Origin of the sequence: Hydrogenophaga sp. UC242_50, from assembly GCF_042697355.1 — a bacterium.
Classification (GTDB): domain Bacteria; phylum Pseudomonadota; class Gammaproteobacteria; order Burkholderiales; family Burkholderiaceae_C; genus Hydrogenophaga.
On the sequence record NZ_CP170553.1, the window covers coordinates 876,398 to 893,953 of the forward strand.

A 17,556-nucleotide genomic window follows, 5' to 3' on the forward strand; every position below is an offset into this window, starting at 1 on the left:
GACCATGGCTACAGACAAGCTCGGCGCGGTGCGCCGTGTGGTGACGGGTCACGACGCGGCGGGCCGCTCGGTGATCGTGCAGGACGGCGCTTCGCCGTTCGTGTTGAGGACGACGGCCACCGGCCCGGTGGTGACGGACCTCTGGAAAACCTTTCGCACCCCCGCCGACAACAGCGACGCCGCCGAACCCTGCGGGGACGTGACGCTGGCCCCGCCCGCCGGCGGCAGCGTGTTCCGCGTGGTGCAGTTCCCGCCCGACGCGGGCTACATGGACGGCTGGGACGAGCACGCGGCCTTCGCCGCGATGGGCCACGACCTGGCCGGCTCGGCCACCCGCAAGGGCAAGACGGTGGGCATGCACACCACCGCGTCGGTGGATTACGCCATCGTGCTCTCGGGCGAGATCTGGGCGGTGATGGACGAGGGCGAGACGCTGCTGAAAACCGGCGACGTGCTGGTGCAGCGCGGCACCAGCCACGGCTGGAGCAACCGCACGGCGGCGCCGGCCTCGGTGGCGTTTGTGCTGATCGACGCGCTGGCCCTGCCGGCGCGGGGCTGAGCCGGGCCATGGACTCGCAGACGATCACCGTGGCGCGCACGCCGCCGTCGCCGCACCTGGCGGTGAGCGTGGCCGGCCAGGGGCCGCTGGTGCTCATGGTGCACGGCATGGGCGGTGACCGCCACACCTGGCGGGCGCAGATGAAGGCGCTGGCGCAGCAGGGCTTCACCGCCGCCAGCGTGGACCTGCGCGGCTACGGCGGCAGCGGCGACATTGAAGGCGCGCTGGACTTTCACCGCGATTTCGGCGCCGACCTGCTGGCGGTGCTGGACCATTTCCAGGTGCCGCGCGCGCACCTGGTGGGCCTGTCCATGGGCAGCCGCGTGGCGCGCTCGCTGGCGCTGCGCCACCCCGAGCGCGTGGCCTCGCTGGTGCTGGCAAACAGCAGCCCGGGTTTTGACGCGATGGGGGCCGACGAGGTGGACCGCTTCATCGCCGAGCGCTCGGCGGCGTTTCAGGGTGGGCAGGTGCCGGCCAGTTTCGGCATGGACCAGGCCCGCGCCATGTGCGCGCCCGACGCCGCGCCCGAGGCGCTGCGCAGCGCGGCCGAGGCGATGCAGCGCATCCGCCTGAAGAACTACCTGGCGGTGCTGGTCGCCTCTACGCGGCAGGACCGGGGCGACCGCCTGGAGCAGATCGCCTGCCCCACGCTGGTGATCACCTCGGACCAGGACCGCGTGTACCCCGAGCCGGTCACGCGCCAGCTGCTGGCGCGCATCCCTGGCGTGGCGCACGCGCGCATCGAGCGCGCCGGCCACCTGAGCAACCTGGAGCAGCCCGAGGCCTTCAACCGGGCCCTGCTCGCTTTTCTTCGTTGAGAGAGAAAGAGAACCTCCCATGTATTTCAACTGGCAAACCCTGCCGCTCCAACCGCTCGCCAGCCTGGACAACGCATCGGCCGAGGTGGTGATCGTGGGCGCCGGCCCCGTCGGCCTGGCCACCGCGCTCGGCCTGGCCCGCGAGGGCGTGCGCACCGTGGTGCTCGAAGCGCGCGACACGATTTCCAAGGGCAGCCGCGCGCTGGCCATGAGCCGGCGCTCGATGCAGATCCTGGACCAGCTCGGCGTGGGCGAGCGCGTGCTCGAGAAGTCGCTCACCTGGTCGGCCGGCTGGACCTTCTATGGCCGCCAGGAGGTGCATTCGATGAACATCGCCTCGCCGCCGCACGAGAAACACGGCCAGACCAACCTGCAGCAGTGCTGGATGGAACAGCTGCTGCTCGACGAGCTGCTGGCCAGCGGCCTGTCGGACGTGCGCTACCAGCACACGGTGACGCAGATCGAGGCGGGCGACGAGGGGGTGCGGCTCTCGGTGTCCACGCCCGAGGGCGCCTGCACGCTGGACGCGGCCTACCTCGTGGCGGCCGACGGCCCGCGCGGCCTCACACGGCGCAGCGTGGGCATCGACTACGAGGGCACCTCGTATTCGCAGCGCTTCGTCATCAACGACATCCTCTGCAAGGAGCCGCTGCCCGAAGGCCGGCGCCTGTTCTTCAGCCCGCCCTACCTGCCGGGCAAGACGGTGCTGATGCACAAGGCGCCGTTCGACATGTGGCGGCTGGACTTCCAGCTGATGGACGACCAGGACGCCGAGACCGAGATGCAGCCCGCGCAGGTGCATGCGCGCATCCGCGCGCACTTCGAGCTGATGGGCATCGAGCCGAACTACGAGCTGGTGCTGACCTCGGTCTACAAGGCCAACGCGGTGTCGCTGCCCACCTACAACACGGGGCGCGTGCTGTTCGCGGGCGACGCGGCGCACCAGGTGCCGATCTTCGGCGGGCGCGGCGTGAACCACGGTTACGAAGACGCGCACAACCTGGCCTGGAAGCTGGCGCGCGTGGTCCAGGGCGTGTCCGACCCGCAGCTGCTGGACTCGTACACGCAGGAGCGCCGGGGCGCGCTGCTGGCCACGCTGGCTGAGCTCACGCGCACCACCATCTTCATCACCACGCCCTCGCCGGGCATTGCGCTGGTGCGCGAGGCGATCCTCTCGCTCTCGCTGAGCGAGAACTTCCTGGGCAACCTGTTCGACCCCTACGCCACGCCGCCGCACGACTGCACCGACAGCCAGCTCAACACGGCGGACGCCGGCGGCGACTTCGGGCCCGCCTGCCGCCCAGGCGCGCTGGTGCCCGATGCCGTGGTCGGCGCGGCGGGCGAACGCCTGTACGACCGCTTCGGCCCGCGCTTCACGCTGATCGCTTTCACCGACGCCGCGCGCTTCGCCGCCCTGCCGCTGCAGGTGCTGGGCTTCGAGGCGGACAGCACCGTGGGCCGGCTGTTCGACGCGCGCCCGGGCAGCTGTTATCTCGTCCGCCCCGACAACCGGGTGGCCGCGCGCTGGCGCGAGGCCACGCCCGAGCAGGTGGACGAAGCCCTGAACATCGCCCTGTGCGCCGCCCGCACCGAGGAACTGCAATGAGCACCACCACCGACAACGCCTCTTCTTCGGCCACCTTTGCCGAACGCGATTTCGTCGACCTCGCCGGCGCGATCGACCAGGTGCCCGCGCCGCAGCGCGAGCTGTTCCTGACCAAGCTGGTCATCCTGCTGGCCGCCGGCGCGCCGGCCGGCCTGCTGGCCGATCGCATTCAGCGCGCGGGCCGGCACCTCTCGGGCTAGGCGAACCCTGTTCCGGATTTTTGATAACAAGGAGACAAGAGACATGAAGACAACGACAAGCTGGATGGGCCTGGGCCGCCTGGCGGTCGGCGCGCTGGCCCTGGCCTGCGCGGCCCCCGCCTGGGCACAGCCCGAGGCAGCCTACCCCACCAAGCCCGTGCGCCTCATCGTGCCGCTGGGCGCGGGCGGCGCGCCCGACGTGGTGACGCGGCTGCTGAGCCAGATCCTCACCGAGAAGAACGGCCCCTCCTTCGTGGTGGAGAACCGGCCCGGCGCCAACACCATCATCGGCACCGACACCTGCGCCAAGGCCCCGCCCGACGGCAGCACGCTGTGCGTGGTCAGCGGCAGTTCGTTGTCGATCAACCCGCACCTCTACCGCAAGCTGCCCTACGACGCCGCGAAGGACTTCGAGGCGGTCACGCCGCTGGTGGTGCCGGACATGGTCTTCCTCGTCTCGCCCTCGGTGCCGGTGAACAGCATGAAGGAGCTGATCGCGCACGCGCAGAAGCACCCGGGCAAGCTGGCCTACGGATCGTTCGGCAACGGCTCGGACACGCACCTCACCATGGAGTGGCTCAAGCGCGCCACCAAGACCGACCTGCTGCACGTGCCCTTCAACGGCTTCGGCCCGATGATGCAGGCCTTCCTCACGGGCGACATCCAGGTGCTCTACGTGTCGGTGGGCAACCCCGGCATCGTGGCGCAGGCCAAGGCCGGCAAGATGCGCGCCCTGGCGGTGCTGGCGCCCACGCGCTCCGCGCAGCTGCCCGAGGTGCCGACGCTGACCGAGGCCGGCGTGGGCGACCCCGGCACCTTCACCTGGTTCGGCCTCATGGCGCCGGCCGGCACGCCGCGCGGCATCGTCAACAAGCTCAACGCGCAGATCACCGCCGCGATGCAGACCCCCGCCATGCGCGAGCAGAACCAGACCATCGGCCATGCGCACCCGCGCGCAGACACCGGAAGAGTTCGCCGCCTTCCTGAAGAAGGACCGCGAGGTCTGGGGCGAGCTGGTGCGCCAGACCGGCATTCAACTGGACTGAGGGGACTGAGCCATGAAGACAAGTGCTTTCCTGACCCTCGCGCTGGCCCTGTTCGCCGGCACCTGCGGCGCGCAGACCGCCTACCCGAGCCGCGCCGTGAAGGTGATCGTGCCGCTCGCGGCCGGTGGCCCGGTGGATCTCGTGGCGCGGCGCGTGAGCGACCGGCTCTCGAAACAGCTCGGCCAGCCGGTGATGGTGGAGAACCGCGCGGGCGGCAACGGCATCATCGGCGCCAACGCCTGCAAGTCCGCCGCGCCCGACGGGCACACGCTGTGTATCCTGCTGAGCGACACGCTGGTGATCAACCCCGCGATCTACAAGAAGCTGCCGTACGCGGTGGGCGATTTCGCGCCGATCTCGGAGATCAGCCGCATCGACACCGCCGTGGTGGTGAGCGCGGGCCTGCCGATCCGCAGCATCCAGGAGCTGGTGCAGTACGACCGCGCCCACCCGGGCAAGCTGAACTGGGGCCATTTCGGCATCGGCAGCTCGTCGCACCTGTTCATGGCGCAGGTCAACGAGAAGCTGGGCGCGCGCATCGTGGACGTGCCCTACCAGGGCGGTGGGCCCGCGCTCAACGGCCTGCTGGGCGACCAGGTGCAGGTGTCGAGCCTGTCGTACTCGCTGGTGGCGCAGCACATCGACGCGGGCAAGCTGCGCGCGCTGGCCGTGCTGGGTGACACGCCGTCGCCGCGCTTCGCCGGTGTGCCGCTGCTGAAGAACCAGGGCCTGGGCACCGCGCGCAACGCGTGGATCGGCCTGTACGCGCCCACGGGCACGCCGCCGGCGGTGATCGCGCGGCTGTCCGCCGAAATCAAGGCCATCACCTCGGACCCCGAGTTCCAGAAGAGCCTGGACGCGCAGGGTTTGCACGTGACCGGGCGCAGCCCCGAGGAGACGGCGGCGGTCATCAAGGCCGAGGGGGCGGACTGGAGCGCGGTGGCCAAGGCGGCCAACGTCAGCCTGGACTGAGCTTCGGTCCGGCCTTGCGCGTGAAGCGCCTCACCTTCGGCTTCTTCGGCTGGGTGAGGTGCTCGCGCAGGAAGTCGATGAAGTCTTTCGCCGCCGCGTTGCGCATGGGGCCGGGCCGGTAGACCAGCACCACGCGGCGTTCGATGCGCGGGTCCTGCAGCGCGAGCACGGCCAGCTCGGGGTCGTGCAGCGAGGTGGTGTAGAGCTGGGGCATGAGGCCCAGCGCCATGCCGCCGCGCACCAGGGCGTACAGCGTTTCCGAGTAACGCACGTGGTACGGCGCCTGCGCGCCCTGCTGGCCGAACTGCGCGCGCGCCGGCTCGCCCAGGGCGGGCATGCTGCCGCTTTCGAACAGCACCAGGCGTTCATGGCCGATGGCCTTCCAGCTCGCCTTGCCCTCGCGCGCCAAGGGGTGGTCGCGCCGCACCACCAGCACCAGCGGGTCTTGAAAGAGGTCGATGCAGGTGAGGCCGCCCGGCGGCTCGGTGATGGCGGCCAGGGCCAGGTCCAGCCGGCCTTCGCGCACCTCCTGCAGCAGCACGGTGGAGGGCGCGTCGCGCCAGACGAATTCCACCGCCGGCCCGCCCGTGGGCTTGAAGGCGTTGACCGCCGCCGCCAGCCGCGTGCTGGCCGAGGGGATCACGCCCACGCGCACCAGCGCGCGGCCGCGCTGCACCACGTGGTGGATGTCCTGCAGGGCCAGGTCCACGGTGTTGACGAGAAAGTCGGTGCGCGCCAGCACCTCGGTGCCCAGCGGCGTGATCTCCAGCCGGTGGGTGTTGCGCGTGAGCAGCTGCGCGCCCAGCAGCTTCTCCATCTGCTTGATGGCGTTGCTCAGCGCCGGCTGCGTGATGGCCAGCCGCTTGGCCGCGCGGCCGAAGTGGCCTTCCTGCATCAGCACGGAAAAGAACTGCAGGTGGCGCAGCGTGAGCGCGCGGATGGCGGGGTTTTCCACGGCGGCCTGGTGATAAATCGGATGAATGAAATTATAGAAACTTAAAACTTCTCTTATCAAGCACGCCTGCCTAGACTGGCCGCATGCCCCCCACGACCGACCCGGCCGACCAGGCCCTGGACCGCTTTCTGCAGGCCATCCCGAAGATGGAGCTGCACTGCCATCTGTTCGGCACGGTGCGGCGCGACACCTTCGCCGAGCTGAACCGCCGCGCCGGCGCGCCGCTGACGGACGAAGAAGTGGCCGGCTTCTACACCCGTGGCGAAAAACCCGTGGGCGTGCTGCGCGTGCTGCGCTCGCTGGACGCGCAACTGGTGCGCACCCCGGCCGACCTCTACCGCCTCACCATCGAGTACCTGGAAGACGCGGCCGCGCACCACGTGCGTTATGCCGAGTTCTTCTGGAACCCCACCGGCACGGTGCAGGTCTCCGGCATTCCCTATGCCGCCGCGCAGGACGCGATCGTGCAGGCCATCCGCGACGCCGAGCGGCCGCTGGGCATCGTGGGCCGCCTCATCGCCGCAGTGGACCGCGAAGCCAGCCCGCAGGCCGCCACCGAGATGGTGGAGTGGGTCGGCGCGCACCGCTGCGACGAGGTGATCGGCATCGGCATCGACTACCGCGAGAACGAGCGCCCGCCCGAGCTGTTCGCGCAGGCGTACCAGAACGCGCGGCGCGCCGGCCTCAAGACCACCGCGCACGCGGGCGAGTTCGGCATGCCCTGGACCAACGTGCGCACCGCCCTGGAACTGCTGCAGGTGGACCGCATCGACCACGGCTACACCGTGGTGGACGACCCGGAGTTCGCGCGCTACTGCGCCGGGCGCGGCGTGCTGTTCACCGTGGTGCCCACCAACTCCTACTACCTGCGCACGCTGCCGCCCGAGCGCTGGGCGCTGGACCACCCGATCCGTCGCATGCCCGGCCTGGGCCTGCGCATCCACCCCAACACCGACGACCCCACCCTGCACCACGTCACGCCCACCGGCGCGTGGACCATGATGGTGCGCGACTTCGGTTTCCACCTCGACGACCTGCGCGGCTTCATGCACAACGGCCTGGACGGCGCGTGGATCGACGACACGCAGCGCCGCCGCTGGCGCACCGAGTGGTCCGCCGAGTTCGACGCACTGCGCGCCGCTTCTTTTTCTTCCGCTTCCATCCCCACCTGAAAGACCCCCATGGCCCACGAACGCTCAAGCCTCGTCCTCGCCGCCTCGCTGCTGCTGGCCTTCTCGGCCCACGCCCAGGGCCCCGCCTGGCCCACGGCCAAACCGGTGACGCTGATCGTGCCGTTCACGGCCGGCGGCAGCGTGGACTTCATCGCCCGCCAGGTCGCCACCAAACTGGGCGAGCGCCTCAACCAGACCGTGGTGATCGAGAACGTGGCCGGCGCCGGCGGCGCCATCGGCCTGCAGAAAGCCGTGAACGCCGCGCCCGATGGCTACACCCTGGTGGCCGGTCCCGACAGCGCCATCGCCATCGGCAAGCTGGCCAACCCGGCGGCCTACCGCTTCGACCCGCTCAAGGACTTGGTGCCCGTGGGCATGCTCAACACCGCGCCCATGCTGCTGGTGGCGCGCACCGACCTGCCGATCAAGAGCTACGCCGACTTCGTCAAGCTCGCCAAGGCCGAGCCCGGCAAATACACCTACGCCACCTCGGGCGTGGGCACCGTGCTGCACCTCGCCATGGAACAGCTCAAGCAGCGCTCGGGCATCTTCGTCACGCACGTGCCCTACCGGGGCGGCGCGCAGATCGCCAACGACGTGATGGGCAAGCAGGTGGACCTGGCGATGCTGGTCAGCGCGAGCAGCATTCCCCACGTGCGCGCCGGCAGCCTCAAGGCGCTGGGCGTGACCGGCAAGCAGCGCATCGCCTCGCTGCCCGACGTGCCCACCTTCGACGAGATGCCCGGCCTCAAGGGCTACGACGTGCTCACCTGGACCGGCATCTTCGCGCCCAAGGGCACGCCCGGCGCCATCGTGAGCAAGCTCAACGAAGCGCTCAACGACGCGCTGAAAGACCCCGACGTGCGCGCCCGCCTCGCCGAGCAGGGCGCCCTGCCGGGCAGCGGATCCCCCGAGGCGCTGGGCGGCTTTGCCCAGGCCGAATTCGCGCGCAACCAGAAGCTGGTGCCCACCCTCAACCTGAAGGACTGAAACAACATGCCCATCGACCTGGCTTCCCGTCGCGGTTTTCTTTCCACCGGTTCGCTGGCCCTGGCCGGCGTGGCCGCCACCGGCCTGCTGCCCGCGTTCGCGCAGGACGCGCAGACCCAGGTGCTGCTGGGCGTGGCGGCGCAGCAGCTGCCAGCCATTCCGGCGACGAAACGCACCGTGATCATCGACACCGACCCGGGCCAGGACGACGCCATCGCGCTGCTCTTCGCGCTGGCCGCGCCCGAGCGGCTGGACGTGCGCGCGCTCACCGTCTCGGTGGGCAACATGCCCCTGAGCGTGACCGAGAAGAACACGCGCCGCGTGCGCGACTGGGCCGGGCGCACCGAGGTGCCGGTGTACGCCGGCTACCCCCGGCCGCTGATCCGCGACCCCATCTTCGCCGACGACGTGCACGGCAAGACCGGCCTGGACGGCCCCACGCTGCACGAGCCGCGCGGCCCGCTCGCGCCCGGCCACGCGGTGGACTACCTCATCAGCACCCTGCGCGCCGCCGCGCCCGCCAGCGTGGTGGTGGTGGGCCTGGGCCCGCTGACCAACATCGCCGCCGCGCTCAACATGGCGCCGGACATCAAGGCCGCCATCAGCGAGGTGGTGGTGCTCGGTGGCTCGTGGGGCGTGGGCGGCAACATCACGCCGGCCGCCACCTTCAACCTGTACGCCGACCCGGAGGCCGCGTCGGTGGTGTTCCGCAGCGGCGTGCCGGTCACGGCGATCTCGCACGACGCCGCGCGGCGCGTGCTCGTCACGCCCGAGCGCATCGCGCCCTTCCGCCAGATGGGCAACAACGCCGGCAAGGTGGTCGCCGACATCCTGGACTCGGCCATGGACTACGCCATGCGCCGCCGGGGTGTGAAGGTGGGCCCGATGTACGACCCCTGCGTCATCGCCTACCTGCTGCAGCCCGAGCTGTTCAAGGGCGCGCGCGTGCCGGTGGACATCGAGACCCGGGGCGAATTCACCAGCGGCGCCACCGTGGTGGACTTCCGCGGCTACACCAAGCGCAAGGCCAACACGCTGTGGGTCAACGCGGTGGACATCGACGGCTTCTACCGCCTGCTCGAAAAACAGATCGCGCGTTTGCCTTGACCGGACCCGCTGCTCATACCCACCGTGAGGCTTCAGGGCGCCAGGTGGCCGTTGCCTGACTGTGGGCGGCGGCGACCTCGGTGGGTGCCAGCAGCAGGTCATCCAGCAACGCGACGGTGTCTCCAAGGCTGGCTGCCGCGATGCGGTTCTTGCTCAGGAAGGCCTGCCACTGGCGCAGCTTGGCGCCGTCTTCGCTGAACTGCCGGGTCAGTGCCAAGGGCCGCTCGGTCGGCAGTGCCGTCTGGCGCCGGGCAAAGGTGGCGGCGATGGCTGCGGCCAGCGTGGCGCCCTCCAGTTCCGTGCGCCGGGCAATCACCGCGAGATCGAAGAAGTCCTTCATGCGGCTGTTCGCCTGCCCCAGCATCACCATGGCCTGGTACTTCTCGGCGATCACGGTGTAGACCGGATACACCCGCAGCATGGAGGCTGGAAAGTCCCCCAGCAAGGTGGGGTACGCCACGGTCTGCGGTCCCGGCGTCACGGCATCACCGAAGCCCACGTCGATCTGCAGGGCGCAGCGCGCGGAGCCCAGGCGTGCCACCAGCCGGATGCGGGTGCCGCCGTAGGTGTTGTCTTCGCGAATGGCATCGGCCTTCACGGAGTCGGGGTCGAACACCATGCCGTCGCCCAGGTCCATGGCGGCGACTTCGCGGAAGGTGGCGATCAGGTTGGCCTCATCGTCGGGGCCGAAGCCCAGCAGGTCGGCGTCCCTTGTCGGGCGGTGCGGGGTGTCGTACCACAGCGCAAAGAGCAGGGCGCCTTTGAGCAGGAAGCGGTCGGCATGGGGAGACAGGCTGATGCGAGCCAGCAGGCGCTCCGTGCCAAACCGGTTGAGCAGCAGGTTGTAGTCATCACCGCGCTGTTTGGCGAGCGTCAGCAGCCGGGCCAGGATGGATGCCGAGCGGTTGCCGGTCATTGCGTCACCGCCTCCAGGTAGGGCTGCATGACACGCTCCACCCGGTTGATTTTGGCAAAGTGGCTCAGCTCGGCCATGGTGACCTTGCGGGTGCGCCAGGCGTCTTTCAGTGCCTCCAGCGCCACGTCCAGGCCGATCTTGTTGCGGAACTTGAAGCAGTCGGTCACCGTCTTGGCCGCGCTGTACACGCGGATGGGCGTCCCGTGGTCGATCACGGTCTGGATGCCCTCGCTGTACGCGGCGCCCCGCAGGCGCGTGATGCGCAGCGTCGGGTAGCTCAGCACCGGTGCCTGCGTTGCCTCGGGCAGCGCGATCCACACATCGTGCGGCAGTTGCGTGCCGATCTCATGGAATTGCAGCGCAGTCAGCAGGCACAGCACGGCCTTTGGCACACGCTGGCAGACCTCGATCAGCGTTTGATGTTCGGTGATGTCGGCGTCGGGCAGCCCGTACAGGCCCCGCGCGAACCGTTGCAGCTTGCCTGCGTGGTGAAGCCGGATCAGAAGCTGTGGCGACCAACCCTGCTCGCGCACGTCCGCGGCCCGCAGCACACGCCGGTGCCGGGCCAGTTCGAGGATGTGGTCAGACTGGTTCATGAAGTATGAGTTTAATATTTGCATTACTTTTGTTCAAGTGATGCGATTTTCAACCTAACGAGAGACCGTGCACATAATCCGCCCCACCGCACAGCCAGCCGCAGACCACGATGCCACCACGCCGCGCTTCCGCTTCCAGCCCCACCGATGCCGACAGCAGCGCCGCCCGTTCGGCCATCCTCGCGGCGGCCCGCGCGGAGTTTTCCGCCAAGGGGCTGACGGGCGCGCGCGTCAACGAGATCGCGGCCCGCGCCGGCGTCAACAAGCAGCTGATCTACTACTACTTCGGCAGCAAGGAAGACCTCTACCGCGCCGCGCTCGAGGTGGTCTACACCGAGATCCGCACGCAGGAACGCAGCCTGAAGCTGGGCGACATGCAGCCCGAGGAGGCGATGGCCAGGCTGATCGGTTTCTCGTTCGACTACCTCGCCGAGCACCCCGACTTCATCGGCCTGCTCAACCACGAGAACGCGCAAGGCGCGCGGCATGTGCGCGATTCCAGCGCGATCCGCGACACCAATTCGCCGCTGATCGAGCTCATCGCCAAGACCCTGGCGCGCGGCATCCGCGCGCGCGTGTTCCGCCGTGGCATCGACCCGGTGGAGCTCTACATCTCGGTCGCCGGCATGTCGTATTTCTTCTTCTCCAACCGCCTGACCCTGTCGTCCATCTTCAGCCGCGATCTCTCGTCGGCCGACGCGGTGGGCGCCTACCGCGCGCACGTCGTGGCCTTCGCCATGGCCGGTCTGCGCGCCTGATTCCACCGCACCATTCGAGGGCGCGAACGCATCCGGGCAAACCCTTTGTCCCGATTTCAACCAAACGGTTGACACGAAGTTGACACGCCCATATGCTCATCCCATCGCGTTTGAGAAAAGGGTCATGCCATGTCAGGCAACGTTGTCACACTGCTGGATCCCGCGCAGCTGCCGGCTCGTTTCGAGTCGGTCGAGGCGCTGGAGGAATTCCTGTCGCGGCCGAGCCAGGCCCTGATCGACGACCTGGCGCAGGTGGACGGCGACATCATGATCCTGGGCGTGGCCGGCAAGATGGGCCCCACGCTCGCGCGCCTGGCCAAGAACGCCGCGCCGCACAAGCGCGTGATCGGCGTGGCGCGTTTCAGCGACCCCGCCGTGCGCCAGCGCATGGAAGCCTGGGGCATCGAGACCATCGCCGCCGACCTGCTGGACCGCGCCGCCATCGAGGCGCTGCCGCGCGTGCCCAACATCGTCTTCGCGGCCGGCCACAAGTTCGGCGCCAAGGACAACCAGGCCCTGACCTGGGCCATGAACACCCACGTGCCGGCCCTGGTGGCCGACACCTTCCGCGAGTCGCGCATCGTCGGCTTCTCCACCGGCAACATCTACCCGCTGACCACGGTGGGCCGCCAGGGCGCGAGCGAGAAGACGCCGCCCGCACCGCTGGGCGAGTACGCGCAGTCGTGCATCGGGCGCGAGCGCATGTTCGAGTACTTCTCGGGTCAGCACGGCACGCCGGGCCGCATCTTCCGGCTCAACTACGCGATCGACATGCGCTACGGCGTGCTGTACGACATCGCCTCCAAGGTGCACCGCGGCGAGACGGTGGACGTGACCATGGGCCACGTGAACGTGATCTGGCAGGGCGATGCGAACGCGCAGGTGCTGCGCTGCCTGCGCCACTGCACGGTGCCGGCCACGCCGGTGAACTGCACCGGGCCGGAAACGCTCTCGGTGCGCTGGCTGGTGGACGAGTTCGCCGCGCGCCTGGGCGTGAAGGCGCAGGTGAGCGGGCAGGAGGCGGCCACCGCGCTGCTGTCGGACACCACTTTGGCGGGCAAGCTGTTCGGTTACCCGCTGGTGCCGCTGGGCGCCATGCTCGACTGGGTGGCCGACTGGGTCAAGCGCGAGCAGCCGGCGCACGGCAAGCCGACCAAGTTCGAGGTCCGGGATGGCGCCTTCTGAGGCACTGACCTCGGTCATCCTCGGTCCGGACGATGTGCCGGAGGGCCTCGCTTTGTCGGACGCCGCGGGCTGGAACCAGACCGCCGACGACTGGCGCCTGTTCATCACGCAGGGCCGCGTCTTCGGCCTGCGCGATGGCGATGCGGGCCCGCTGGTGGCGACGGCCGCCGCGCTGCCGTATGAAGGTGGCATCGGCTGGGTCTCCATGGTGCTGGTGAACCCTGCGTGGCGGCACCAGGGCCTGGCCACCGCGCTGATGGCGCGCTGCGTGGCGCACCTGCGCTCGCTCGGCGCCACGCCGGTGCTGGACGCCACGCCCGCCGGGCAACAGGCCTACCTGCGCATCGGTTTCGAGGACGGTTTCGCGCTCGCGCGCTGGGAAGGCACGGTCGCCGATGCCGCCGCCGCGCCGCGCCCCGCGCCGCCGGCCGATGCCGCCACGGTGTCGGCGCTCGACGCCCAGGCCAACGGCTGTGGCCGGGGCTTTCTGCTGACCGACTTCCTGCAACGTGCCGGCACGCGCGTGGGCCTGTCGCCGGCGCGCACCGGTTTCGTGATCGCCCGCGAAGGCCGCCGCGCCACGCAGATTGGCCCGCTGGTGGCCGACGACGAAAGCTCGGCGCTCTCGCTGCTGCAGGCCGCGCTGGCCGGCGCCAGCGGCCGCGTGTTCCTCGATGTGCCCGAACGCTGGGCCGCGCTGCGCGCCTGGCTGGAGCAGGCCGGTTTCGCGCGCCAGCGCGCCTTCGTGCGCATGTCGCTCGGCGCCGCCCCCATCGCCTCTGTCAACGACCGCCTGTTCGTATTGGCCGGTCCCGAATTTGGTTGAACCATGAGCCTCACTGCCTCCCAAGTCGAACACACCCGCGCGCTGCTGCGCCGGGGCCTGGCCATTCCCGCGCACCCGCTCGCGCTCAACGCGCAGCGCCAGCTCGACGTGCGCCGCCAGCGCGCGCTCAGCCGCTACTACCTCGATGCCGGCGCCGGCGGCCTGGCCGTGGGCGTGCACACCACGCAGTTCGCGATCCGCGAGGTGGGGCTGTATGAAGAGGTGCTGCGCCTGGCCGATGGAGACCGCGCGCGCCTGGGTCGAACCCGGCCGCGAGCTCGCCATGGTGGCCGGCGTGTGCGGCCGCACCGAACAGGCCGTGGCCGAAGCGACACTCGCGCGCGGCCTGGGCTACAACGCCGGCCTGCTGAGCCTGGCCGCGATGAAGGGCCAGAGCGAAGACGCGCTGATCGCCCACTGCGAGGCGGTGGCGCAAGAGATCCCGCTGATCGGCTTCTACCTGCAGCCCGCCGTGGGCGGCATGAACCTGAGCGCCGCCTTCTGGGCCCGCTTCGCGGCGATCCCGAACGTGGTGGCGATCAAGGTCGCGCCCTTCCACCGCTACCGCACGCTCGACGTGGTGCGCGGCCTGGTGCAGGCGCGCGCCGAAGAGCGCGTGACGCTCTACACCGGCAACGACGACCACATCGTGCTCGACCTGATCACGCCCTTCACCGTGCCGCGCGACGGTGTGCCGGTGACGGTGCGCTTCCGGGGCGGCCTGCTCGGCCACTGGTCGGTGTGGACCTCGGGCGCGGTGCGCATGCTGGAGCTGTGCAAGTCGGCGGCCAAGGGTTCGGTGGTGACGGCCGAGATGCTGGCGCTGGACAGCCGCGTGACCGACTGCAACAGCGCCTTCTTCGACGTGGCGAACGACTTCCACGGCTGCATCGCCGGCTGCCATGAGATCCTGCGCCGCCAGGGTTTGCTCGAAGGCATCTGGTGCCTGGACCCGAACGAAGGCCTGAGCCCGGGCCAGAAGGAAGCCATCGACCGCGTGTGCGCCGAGCACGGCGACCTGGCCGACGACGCCTTCGTGAAGGCCGGCCTGAGCCGCTGGCTCGCGTGACGGAAAGAAGAAACCCACCATGACGCAAAACAGAATCGCCCGCTGGACCGCCCACTACCTGCCCGCCATCGGGCTGTTCGTGGGCTTCATCGTGTTGTGGCAGCTCGCGGTGTCGGTGTTCGGCATCCGCGAATACCTGCTGCCCAGCCCGTACTCGGTGTGGCAGGCCATGCTGAGCGACGAGATCCCCTGGTTCAGCCACGCCTGGATCACGGGTGTGGAAATCCTCGGCGCCTTCGTGCTGGCCGGTGTGGCCGGCGTGATGCTGGGCATCGCGATCGCCTGGTCGCAAGGCATTTCGCGCGCGCTCACACCCTTCCTGGTGTTCGTGAACACGCTGCCCAAGGTGGCGATCGCGCCGCTGTTCCTGATGTGGCTGGGCTACGGCATCCTGCCCAACATGCTGATCGGCGCGCTGATCGGCTTCTTCCCGGTGGTCATCAACACCGCCGTGGGCCTGACCCAGATCGACCAGGACATGGTGGACCTGGGCCGCGTGTTCAGCGCGCCCAAGTGGAAGGTGTTCATGAAGATCCGCATCCCCAACGCCTACCCCTACATCCTGAGCGCGCTCAAGGTCACCGCCACCTCGGCCGTGGTGGGCGCGGTGGTGGGCGAGTTCGTGGCCTCGCAGAAGGGCCTGGGCTACGTGATCATCACCACGCAGAGCAGCATGAACACGCCGGCCGCGTTCGCCGCGCTGGTGTGGATCTCGGTGCTGGGCCTGCTGCTGTACGGCCTGGTGGCCCTGCTCTCGCGCCTGCTCGCGCCCTGGGCCGAAGAAGCCCCGCGCTGATCAAAGAAAACAACAACCCCTTCCCTCCCCGCCGTTCTCCTCTTCCCCACCCGTCCTCCGAAAGGAAAGCACCATGACTCCCAGGATCGCTGTTTCCGCCGCCGCCGTCTGCGCGGCCCTGCTGGCGCTGCTGCCGGCCACGGCCTCGGCCCAGGCCAAGGAGAAGTTCACCTTCGCCCTCAACTGGTTCGCCGTGGGCGACCACGCCGCCTACTGGGTGGCGCTGGACAAGGGCTATTACGCCCAGCGCGGCCTGGACGTGACGCTGGAAAACTCCAAGGGCTCGGGCGACTCCATCGCCAAGGTGGACACCAACCGCGCCGACGCCGGCCTGGCCGACGCGGTGCCGGTGATCTCGGCCGCCTCGCGCGGCGCGCGCGTGAAGATGGTGGGCATGGTGTTCGACAAGACGCCCATGACCTTCTTCAGCCACGCCGACGCGCCGCTGCTCAAGCCCAAGGACCTCGAAGGCAAGACCGTGGCCGCGCCCGCCGGCGACAGCCAGCGCCTGGCCTTCCCCGCTTTCGCGCGCCTGAACCAGATCGACCCGAACAAGGTGAGCTGGGTGAACATCGAGCCCACCGCCAAGGTCGCCTCCATCGCCGAGAAGCGCGTGGACGGCGTGGCCGACTACACCACCGGCCAGCCCTTCTACGACAAGGCCATGGGCCCGGGCAAGGCCGTGCGCCTGCAGTGGGCCGACTACGGCTTCGACCTCTACGCCATGTCCATCATCGCGGGCGAGAAAACCATGGCCGACAAGCCCAAGCAGCTCAAGGCCTTCCTCGAAGCCTCGTACATGGGCTGGCGCGACGTGACGCGCAACCCCAAGGAAGCGCTGGCCATCTTCAAGAAGCGCGTGCCCGAGATCGACGTGGCGATCATCGAGTCCAACATGATGATGGGCTTCGACCTCATGCGCACCAAGAACTACGCCGACAACGGCATCGGCTGGATCGACGAGAAGAAGATGTGCGCCTCCACCGACATCGTCAACACCTACATGGGCCTGCCCAAGAAGGTGGATTGCAAGACGGTGTTCAGCACCGAGTACTTCACCAAGGTGGCGATGCCGCTGCCGGTCAAGTAAGCCCACAGCGCGCAAGAAACCAGGCATGCAGGACACCGACGAGATGAGCCCAGCAACAGAACAAACGGATGGCGTGGCCTCGGGCCGCGTCCTCATCGAGGTGGACCATGCCGGCATGATCTACCAGGCCGAGAGCGGCCCGGTGGAGGCCTTGCGCGACATTTCGCTGCAGATCCGCGAAGGCGAGTTCGTGGCGCTGGTCGGCCCCAGCGGCTGCGGCAAGTCCACGCTGATGCGCGCCATCGCCGGCCTGCGCCCCGTCACCAGCGGGCGCATCCTGGTCGACGGCGTGCCGGTGGACAAGCCGATCCCCAAGGTGGGCATGGTGTTCCAGGCCGCGCTGCTGCTCAAGTGGCGCTCGGTGCTCGACAACGTGCTGTTGCCGGTGGAACTCTCCGGCGGCAACCCCGCGCAATACCGCGAGCGCGCGCACGCGCTGCTCAAGATGGTGGGTCTGGGCGACTTCGCGAACAAGCGGCCGGGCGAACTCTCGGGCGGCATGCAGCAGCGCGCCTCGCTCTGCCGCGCGCTGATCCTGGACCCGCCCATCCTGCTGATGGACGAGCCCTTCGGCGCGCTCGACGCCATGACGCGCGACGAGATGAACATCGAGCTGTTGCGCATCTGGGGCGAGAGCAGCAGCGGCGGGCAGCGCAAGACCATCGTCTTCGTCACGCACTCGATTCCCGAGGCCGTGTTCCTGGCCGACCGCGTGGTGGTGATGTCGCCGCGCCCGGGCCGCGTGGCGAACATCCGCCAGGTGGACATCGCGCGCCCGCGCACCGCCGAGACGCGCGCCGACCCGGCGCTGGGCCGCATGTCCTTCGAGCTGTACACCGAACTCTCGGGCGCCACCGGCCGGCGCGAGACGCGGGCCGGCCCGCAGTGGTGAACC

At 69.4% G+C, this 17,556-nt stretch carries 19 protein-coding genes and 1 pseudogene; 16 read left to right on the forward strand and 4 right to left on the reverse strand.

The window, feature by feature from the left end:
- Nucleotides 1-4: 4 nt before the first annotated feature.
- The 4 genes from ACFJGX_RS04550 to ACFJGX_RS04565 are packed head-to-tail and all read left to right on the forward strand — an operon-like array spanning nucleotide 5 to nucleotide 3,183.
- A complete protein-coding gene (locus ACFJGX_RS04550; protein WP_382322539.1) occupies nucleotides 5-559 on the forward strand; it encodes a cupin domain-containing protein in 555 nt (184 codons plus the stop codon).
- Nucleotides 560-567: 8 nt separating this feature from the next.
- Nucleotides 568-1,377 (forward strand): alpha/beta fold hydrolase, encoded by an 810-nt coding sequence (locus tag ACFJGX_RS04555; RefSeq protein ID WP_382327843.1) that lies wholly within the window; start codon nucleotides 568-570, stop codon nucleotides 1,375-1,377.
- A gap of 19 nt (nucleotides 1,378-1,396) precedes the next feature.
- A complete protein-coding gene (locus ACFJGX_RS04560) occupies nucleotides 1,397-2,983 on the forward strand; it encodes an FAD-dependent oxidoreductase (RefSeq protein ID WP_382322537.1) in 1,587 nt (528 codons plus the stop codon).
- Complete coding sequence (locus tag ACFJGX_RS04565) at nucleotides 2,980-3,183, forward strand: hypothetical protein (RefSeq protein ID WP_382322536.1); 204 nt, start codon at nucleotides 2,980-2,982, stop codon at nucleotides 3,181-3,183. Before ACFJGX_RS04560 ends, ACFJGX_RS04565 begins: the two co-directional genes overlap by 4 nt.
- Before the next feature lie 141 nt (nucleotides 3,184-3,324).
- On the opposite strand, the gene ACFJGX_RS04570 is transcribed toward ACFJGX_RS04565, so the two are convergent.
- A complete protein-coding gene (locus ACFJGX_RS04570) occupies nucleotides 3,325-3,549 on the reverse strand; it encodes a hypothetical protein (protein WP_382327845.1) in 225 nt (74 codons plus the stop codon).
- Here ACFJGX_RS04570 and ACFJGX_RS04575 point away from each other — a divergent pair.
- Together ACFJGX_RS04575 and ACFJGX_RS04580 are read left to right on the forward strand one after the other, a co-directional pair.
- Nucleotides 3,440-4,051 (forward strand): annotated as a pseudogene (locus ACFJGX_RS04575) (Bug family tripartite tricarboxylate transporter substrate binding protein); the annotation flags it as partial. The gene ACFJGX_RS04570 and the pseudogene ACFJGX_RS04575 overlap by 110 nt on opposite strands.
- Before the next feature lie 190 nt (nucleotides 4,052-4,241).
- A complete protein-coding gene (locus ACFJGX_RS04580) occupies nucleotides 4,242-5,201 on the forward strand; it encodes a Bug family tripartite tricarboxylate transporter substrate binding protein (protein ID WP_382322534.1) in 960 nt (319 codons plus the stop codon).
- Here the strand turns inward: ACFJGX_RS04580 and ACFJGX_RS04585 are convergent.
- Nucleotides 5,188-6,096 (reverse strand): LysR family transcriptional regulator, encoded by a 909-nt coding sequence (locus tag ACFJGX_RS04585; RefSeq protein ID WP_382328604.1) that lies wholly within the window; start codon nucleotides 6,094-6,096, stop codon nucleotides 5,188-5,190. The two genes, ACFJGX_RS04580 and ACFJGX_RS04585, sit on opposite strands and share 14 nt — an antisense overlap.
- Nucleotides 6,097-6,239: 143 nt before the next feature.
- On the opposite strand from ACFJGX_RS04585, the gene ACFJGX_RS04590 reads away from it, so the two are divergent.
- The 3 genes from ACFJGX_RS04590 to ACFJGX_RS04600 are packed head-to-tail and all read left to right on the forward strand — an operon-like array spanning nucleotide 6,240 to nucleotide 9,425.
- Nucleotides 6,240-7,328 (forward strand): adenosine deaminase, encoded by a 1,089-nt coding sequence (locus ACFJGX_RS04590; protein WP_382322532.1) that lies wholly within the window; start codon nucleotides 6,240-6,242, stop codon nucleotides 7,326-7,328.
- 9 nt (nucleotides 7,329-7,337) lie between these two features.
- The gene (locus ACFJGX_RS04595; protein WP_382327847.1) at nucleotides 7,338-8,318 is read left to right on the forward strand and encodes a Bug family tripartite tricarboxylate transporter substrate binding protein; all 981 of its coding nucleotides are present in this window, start codon (nucleotides 7,338-7,340) and stop codon (nucleotides 8,316-8,318) included.
- A 6-nt stretch (nucleotides 8,319-8,324) separates the two neighbouring features.
- Complete coding sequence (locus ACFJGX_RS04600; RefSeq protein WP_382327849.1) at nucleotides 8,325-9,425, forward strand: nucleoside hydrolase; 1,101 nt, start codon at nucleotides 8,325-8,327, stop codon at nucleotides 9,423-9,425.
- Between the two features lie 13 nt (nucleotides 9,426-9,438).
- Here ACFJGX_RS04600 and ACFJGX_RS04605 read toward each other — a convergent pair whose 3' ends face one another.
- Both ACFJGX_RS04605 and ACFJGX_RS04610 read right to left on the reverse strand, forming a co-directional pair.
- Complete coding sequence (locus ACFJGX_RS04605; protein WP_382327851.1) at nucleotides 9,439-10,341, reverse strand: nucleotidyl transferase AbiEii/AbiGii toxin family protein; 903 nt, start codon at nucleotides 10,339-10,341, stop codon at nucleotides 9,439-9,441.
- Nucleotides 10,338-10,937, reverse strand: coding sequence for a type IV toxin-antitoxin system AbiEi family antitoxin domain-containing protein (locus tag ACFJGX_RS04610; protein ID WP_382322530.1), 600 nt, complete (start codon nucleotides 10,935-10,937; stop codon nucleotides 10,338-10,340). The genes ACFJGX_RS04605 and ACFJGX_RS04610 overlap by 4 nt, the downstream gene beginning before the upstream one ends.
- A gap of 110 nt (nucleotides 10,938-11,047) precedes the next feature.
- Between ACFJGX_RS04610 and ACFJGX_RS04615 the strand changes: the two genes are divergently transcribed.
- From ACFJGX_RS04615 to ACFJGX_RS04645, 7 genes are all read left to right on the forward strand, one after another.
- Nucleotides 11,048-11,695, forward strand: coding sequence for a TetR/AcrR family transcriptional regulator (locus ACFJGX_RS04615; RefSeq protein ID WP_382322529.1), 648 nt, complete (start codon nucleotides 11,048-11,050; stop codon nucleotides 11,693-11,695).
- A 129-nt stretch (nucleotides 11,696-11,824) separates the two neighbouring features.
- A complete protein-coding gene (locus tag ACFJGX_RS04620; protein WP_382322528.1) occupies nucleotides 11,825-12,880 on the forward strand; it encodes an NAD-dependent epimerase/dehydratase family protein in 1,056 nt (351 codons plus the stop codon).
- Nucleotides 12,867-13,706 (forward strand): GNAT family N-acetyltransferase, encoded by an 840-nt coding sequence (locus tag ACFJGX_RS04625; protein ID WP_382322527.1) that lies wholly within the window; start codon nucleotides 12,867-12,869, stop codon nucleotides 13,704-13,706. The genes ACFJGX_RS04620 and ACFJGX_RS04625 overlap by 14 nt, the downstream gene beginning before the upstream one ends.
- 238 nt (nucleotides 13,707-13,944) lie before the next feature.
- A complete protein-coding gene (locus ACFJGX_RS04630; RefSeq protein ID WP_382327853.1) occupies nucleotides 13,945-14,775 on the forward strand; it encodes a dihydrodipicolinate synthase family protein in 831 nt (276 codons plus the stop codon).
- A 19-nt stretch (nucleotides 14,776-14,794) separates the two neighbouring features.
- Complete coding sequence (locus ACFJGX_RS04635; RefSeq protein WP_382322525.1) at nucleotides 14,795-15,571, forward strand: ABC transporter permease; 777 nt, start codon at nucleotides 14,795-14,797, stop codon at nucleotides 15,569-15,571.
- Nucleotides 15,572-15,644: 73 nt separating this feature from the next.
- Nucleotides 15,645-16,661, forward strand: a complete 1,017-nt coding sequence (locus tag ACFJGX_RS04640; protein ID WP_382327855.1) for an ABC transporter substrate-binding protein — start codon at nucleotides 15,645-15,647, stop codon at nucleotides 16,659-16,661.
- Between the two features lie 115 nt (nucleotides 16,662-16,776).
- A complete protein-coding gene (locus ACFJGX_RS04645; RefSeq protein ID WP_382163806.1) occupies nucleotides 16,777-17,553 on the forward strand; it encodes an ABC transporter ATP-binding protein in 777 nt (258 codons plus the stop codon).
- Nucleotides 17,554-17,556 lie beyond the last annotated feature (3 nt).

What these genes read in the sequence shown, in the direction of transcription:
- ACFJGX_RS04615 (WP_382322529.1), top strand. Translation starts at nt 11,048, where the DNA reads ATGCCACCACGCCGCGCTTCCGCTTCCAGCCCCACCGATGCCGACAGC.
- ACFJGX_RS04580 (WP_382322534.1), top strand. Translation starts at nt 4,242, where the DNA reads ATGAAGACAAGTGCTTTCCTGACCCTCGCGCTGGCCCTGTTCGCCGGC.
- ACFJGX_RS04600 (WP_382327849.1), top strand. Translation starts at nt 8,325, where the DNA reads ATGCCCATCGACCTGGCTTCCCGTCGCGGTTTTCTTTCCACCGGTTCG.
- ACFJGX_RS04625 (WP_382322527.1), top strand. Translation starts at nt 12,867, where the DNA reads ATGGCGCCTTCTGAGGCACTGACCTCGGTCATCCTCGGTCCGGACGAT.
- ACFJGX_RS04645 (WP_382163806.1), top strand. Translation starts at nt 16,777, where the DNA reads ATGATCTACCAGGCCGAGAGCGGCCCGGTGGAGGCCTTGCGCGACATT.
- ACFJGX_RS04620 (WP_382322528.1), top strand. Translation starts at nt 11,825, where the DNA reads ATGTCAGGCAACGTTGTCACACTGCTGGATCCCGCGCAGCTGCCGGCT.
- ACFJGX_RS04605 (WP_382327851.1), bottom strand. Translation starts at nt 10,341, where the DNA reads ATGACCGGCAACCGCTCGGCATCCATCCTGGCCCGGCTGCTGACGCTC.
- ACFJGX_RS04610 (WP_382322530.1), bottom strand. Translation starts at nt 10,937, where the DNA reads ATGAACCAGTCTGACCACATCCTCGAACTGGCCCGGCACCGGCGTGTG.
- ACFJGX_RS04640 (WP_382327855.1), top strand. Translation starts at nt 15,645, where the DNA reads ATGACTCCCAGGATCGCTGTTTCCGCCGCCGCCGTCTGCGCGGCCCTG.
- ACFJGX_RS04550 (WP_382322539.1), top strand. Translation starts at nt 5, where the DNA reads ATGGCTACAGACAAGCTCGGCGCGGTGCGCCGTGTGGTGACGGGTCAC.
- ACFJGX_RS04595 (WP_382327847.1), top strand. Translation starts at nt 7,338, where the DNA reads ATGGCCCACGAACGCTCAAGCCTCGTCCTCGCCGCCTCGCTGCTGCTG.
- ACFJGX_RS04560 (WP_382322537.1), top strand. Translation starts at nt 1,397, where the DNA reads ATGTATTTCAACTGGCAAACCCTGCCGCTCCAACCGCTCGCCAGCCTG.
- ACFJGX_RS04590 (WP_382322532.1), top strand. Translation starts at nt 6,240, where the DNA reads ATGCCCCCCACGACCGACCCGGCCGACCAGGCCCTGGACCGCTTTCTG.
- ACFJGX_RS04585 (WP_382328604.1), bottom strand. Translation starts at nt 6,096, where the DNA reads ATGCAGGAAGGCCACTTCGGCCGCGCGGCCAAGCGGCTGGCCATCACG.
- ACFJGX_RS04635 (WP_382322525.1), top strand. Translation starts at nt 14,795, where the DNA reads ATGACGCAAAACAGAATCGCCCGCTGGACCGCCCACTACCTGCCCGCC.
- ACFJGX_RS04555 (WP_382327843.1), top strand. Translation starts at nt 568, where the DNA reads ATGGACTCGCAGACGATCACCGTGGCGCGCACGCCGCCGTCGCCGCAC.
- ACFJGX_RS04565 (WP_382322536.1), top strand. Translation starts at nt 2,980, where the DNA reads ATGAGCACCACCACCGACAACGCCTCTTCTTCGGCCACCTTTGCCGAA.
- ACFJGX_RS04630 (WP_382327853.1), top strand. Translation starts at nt 13,945, where the DNA reads ATGGAGACCGCGCGCGCCTGGGTCGAACCCGGCCGCGAGCTCGCCATG.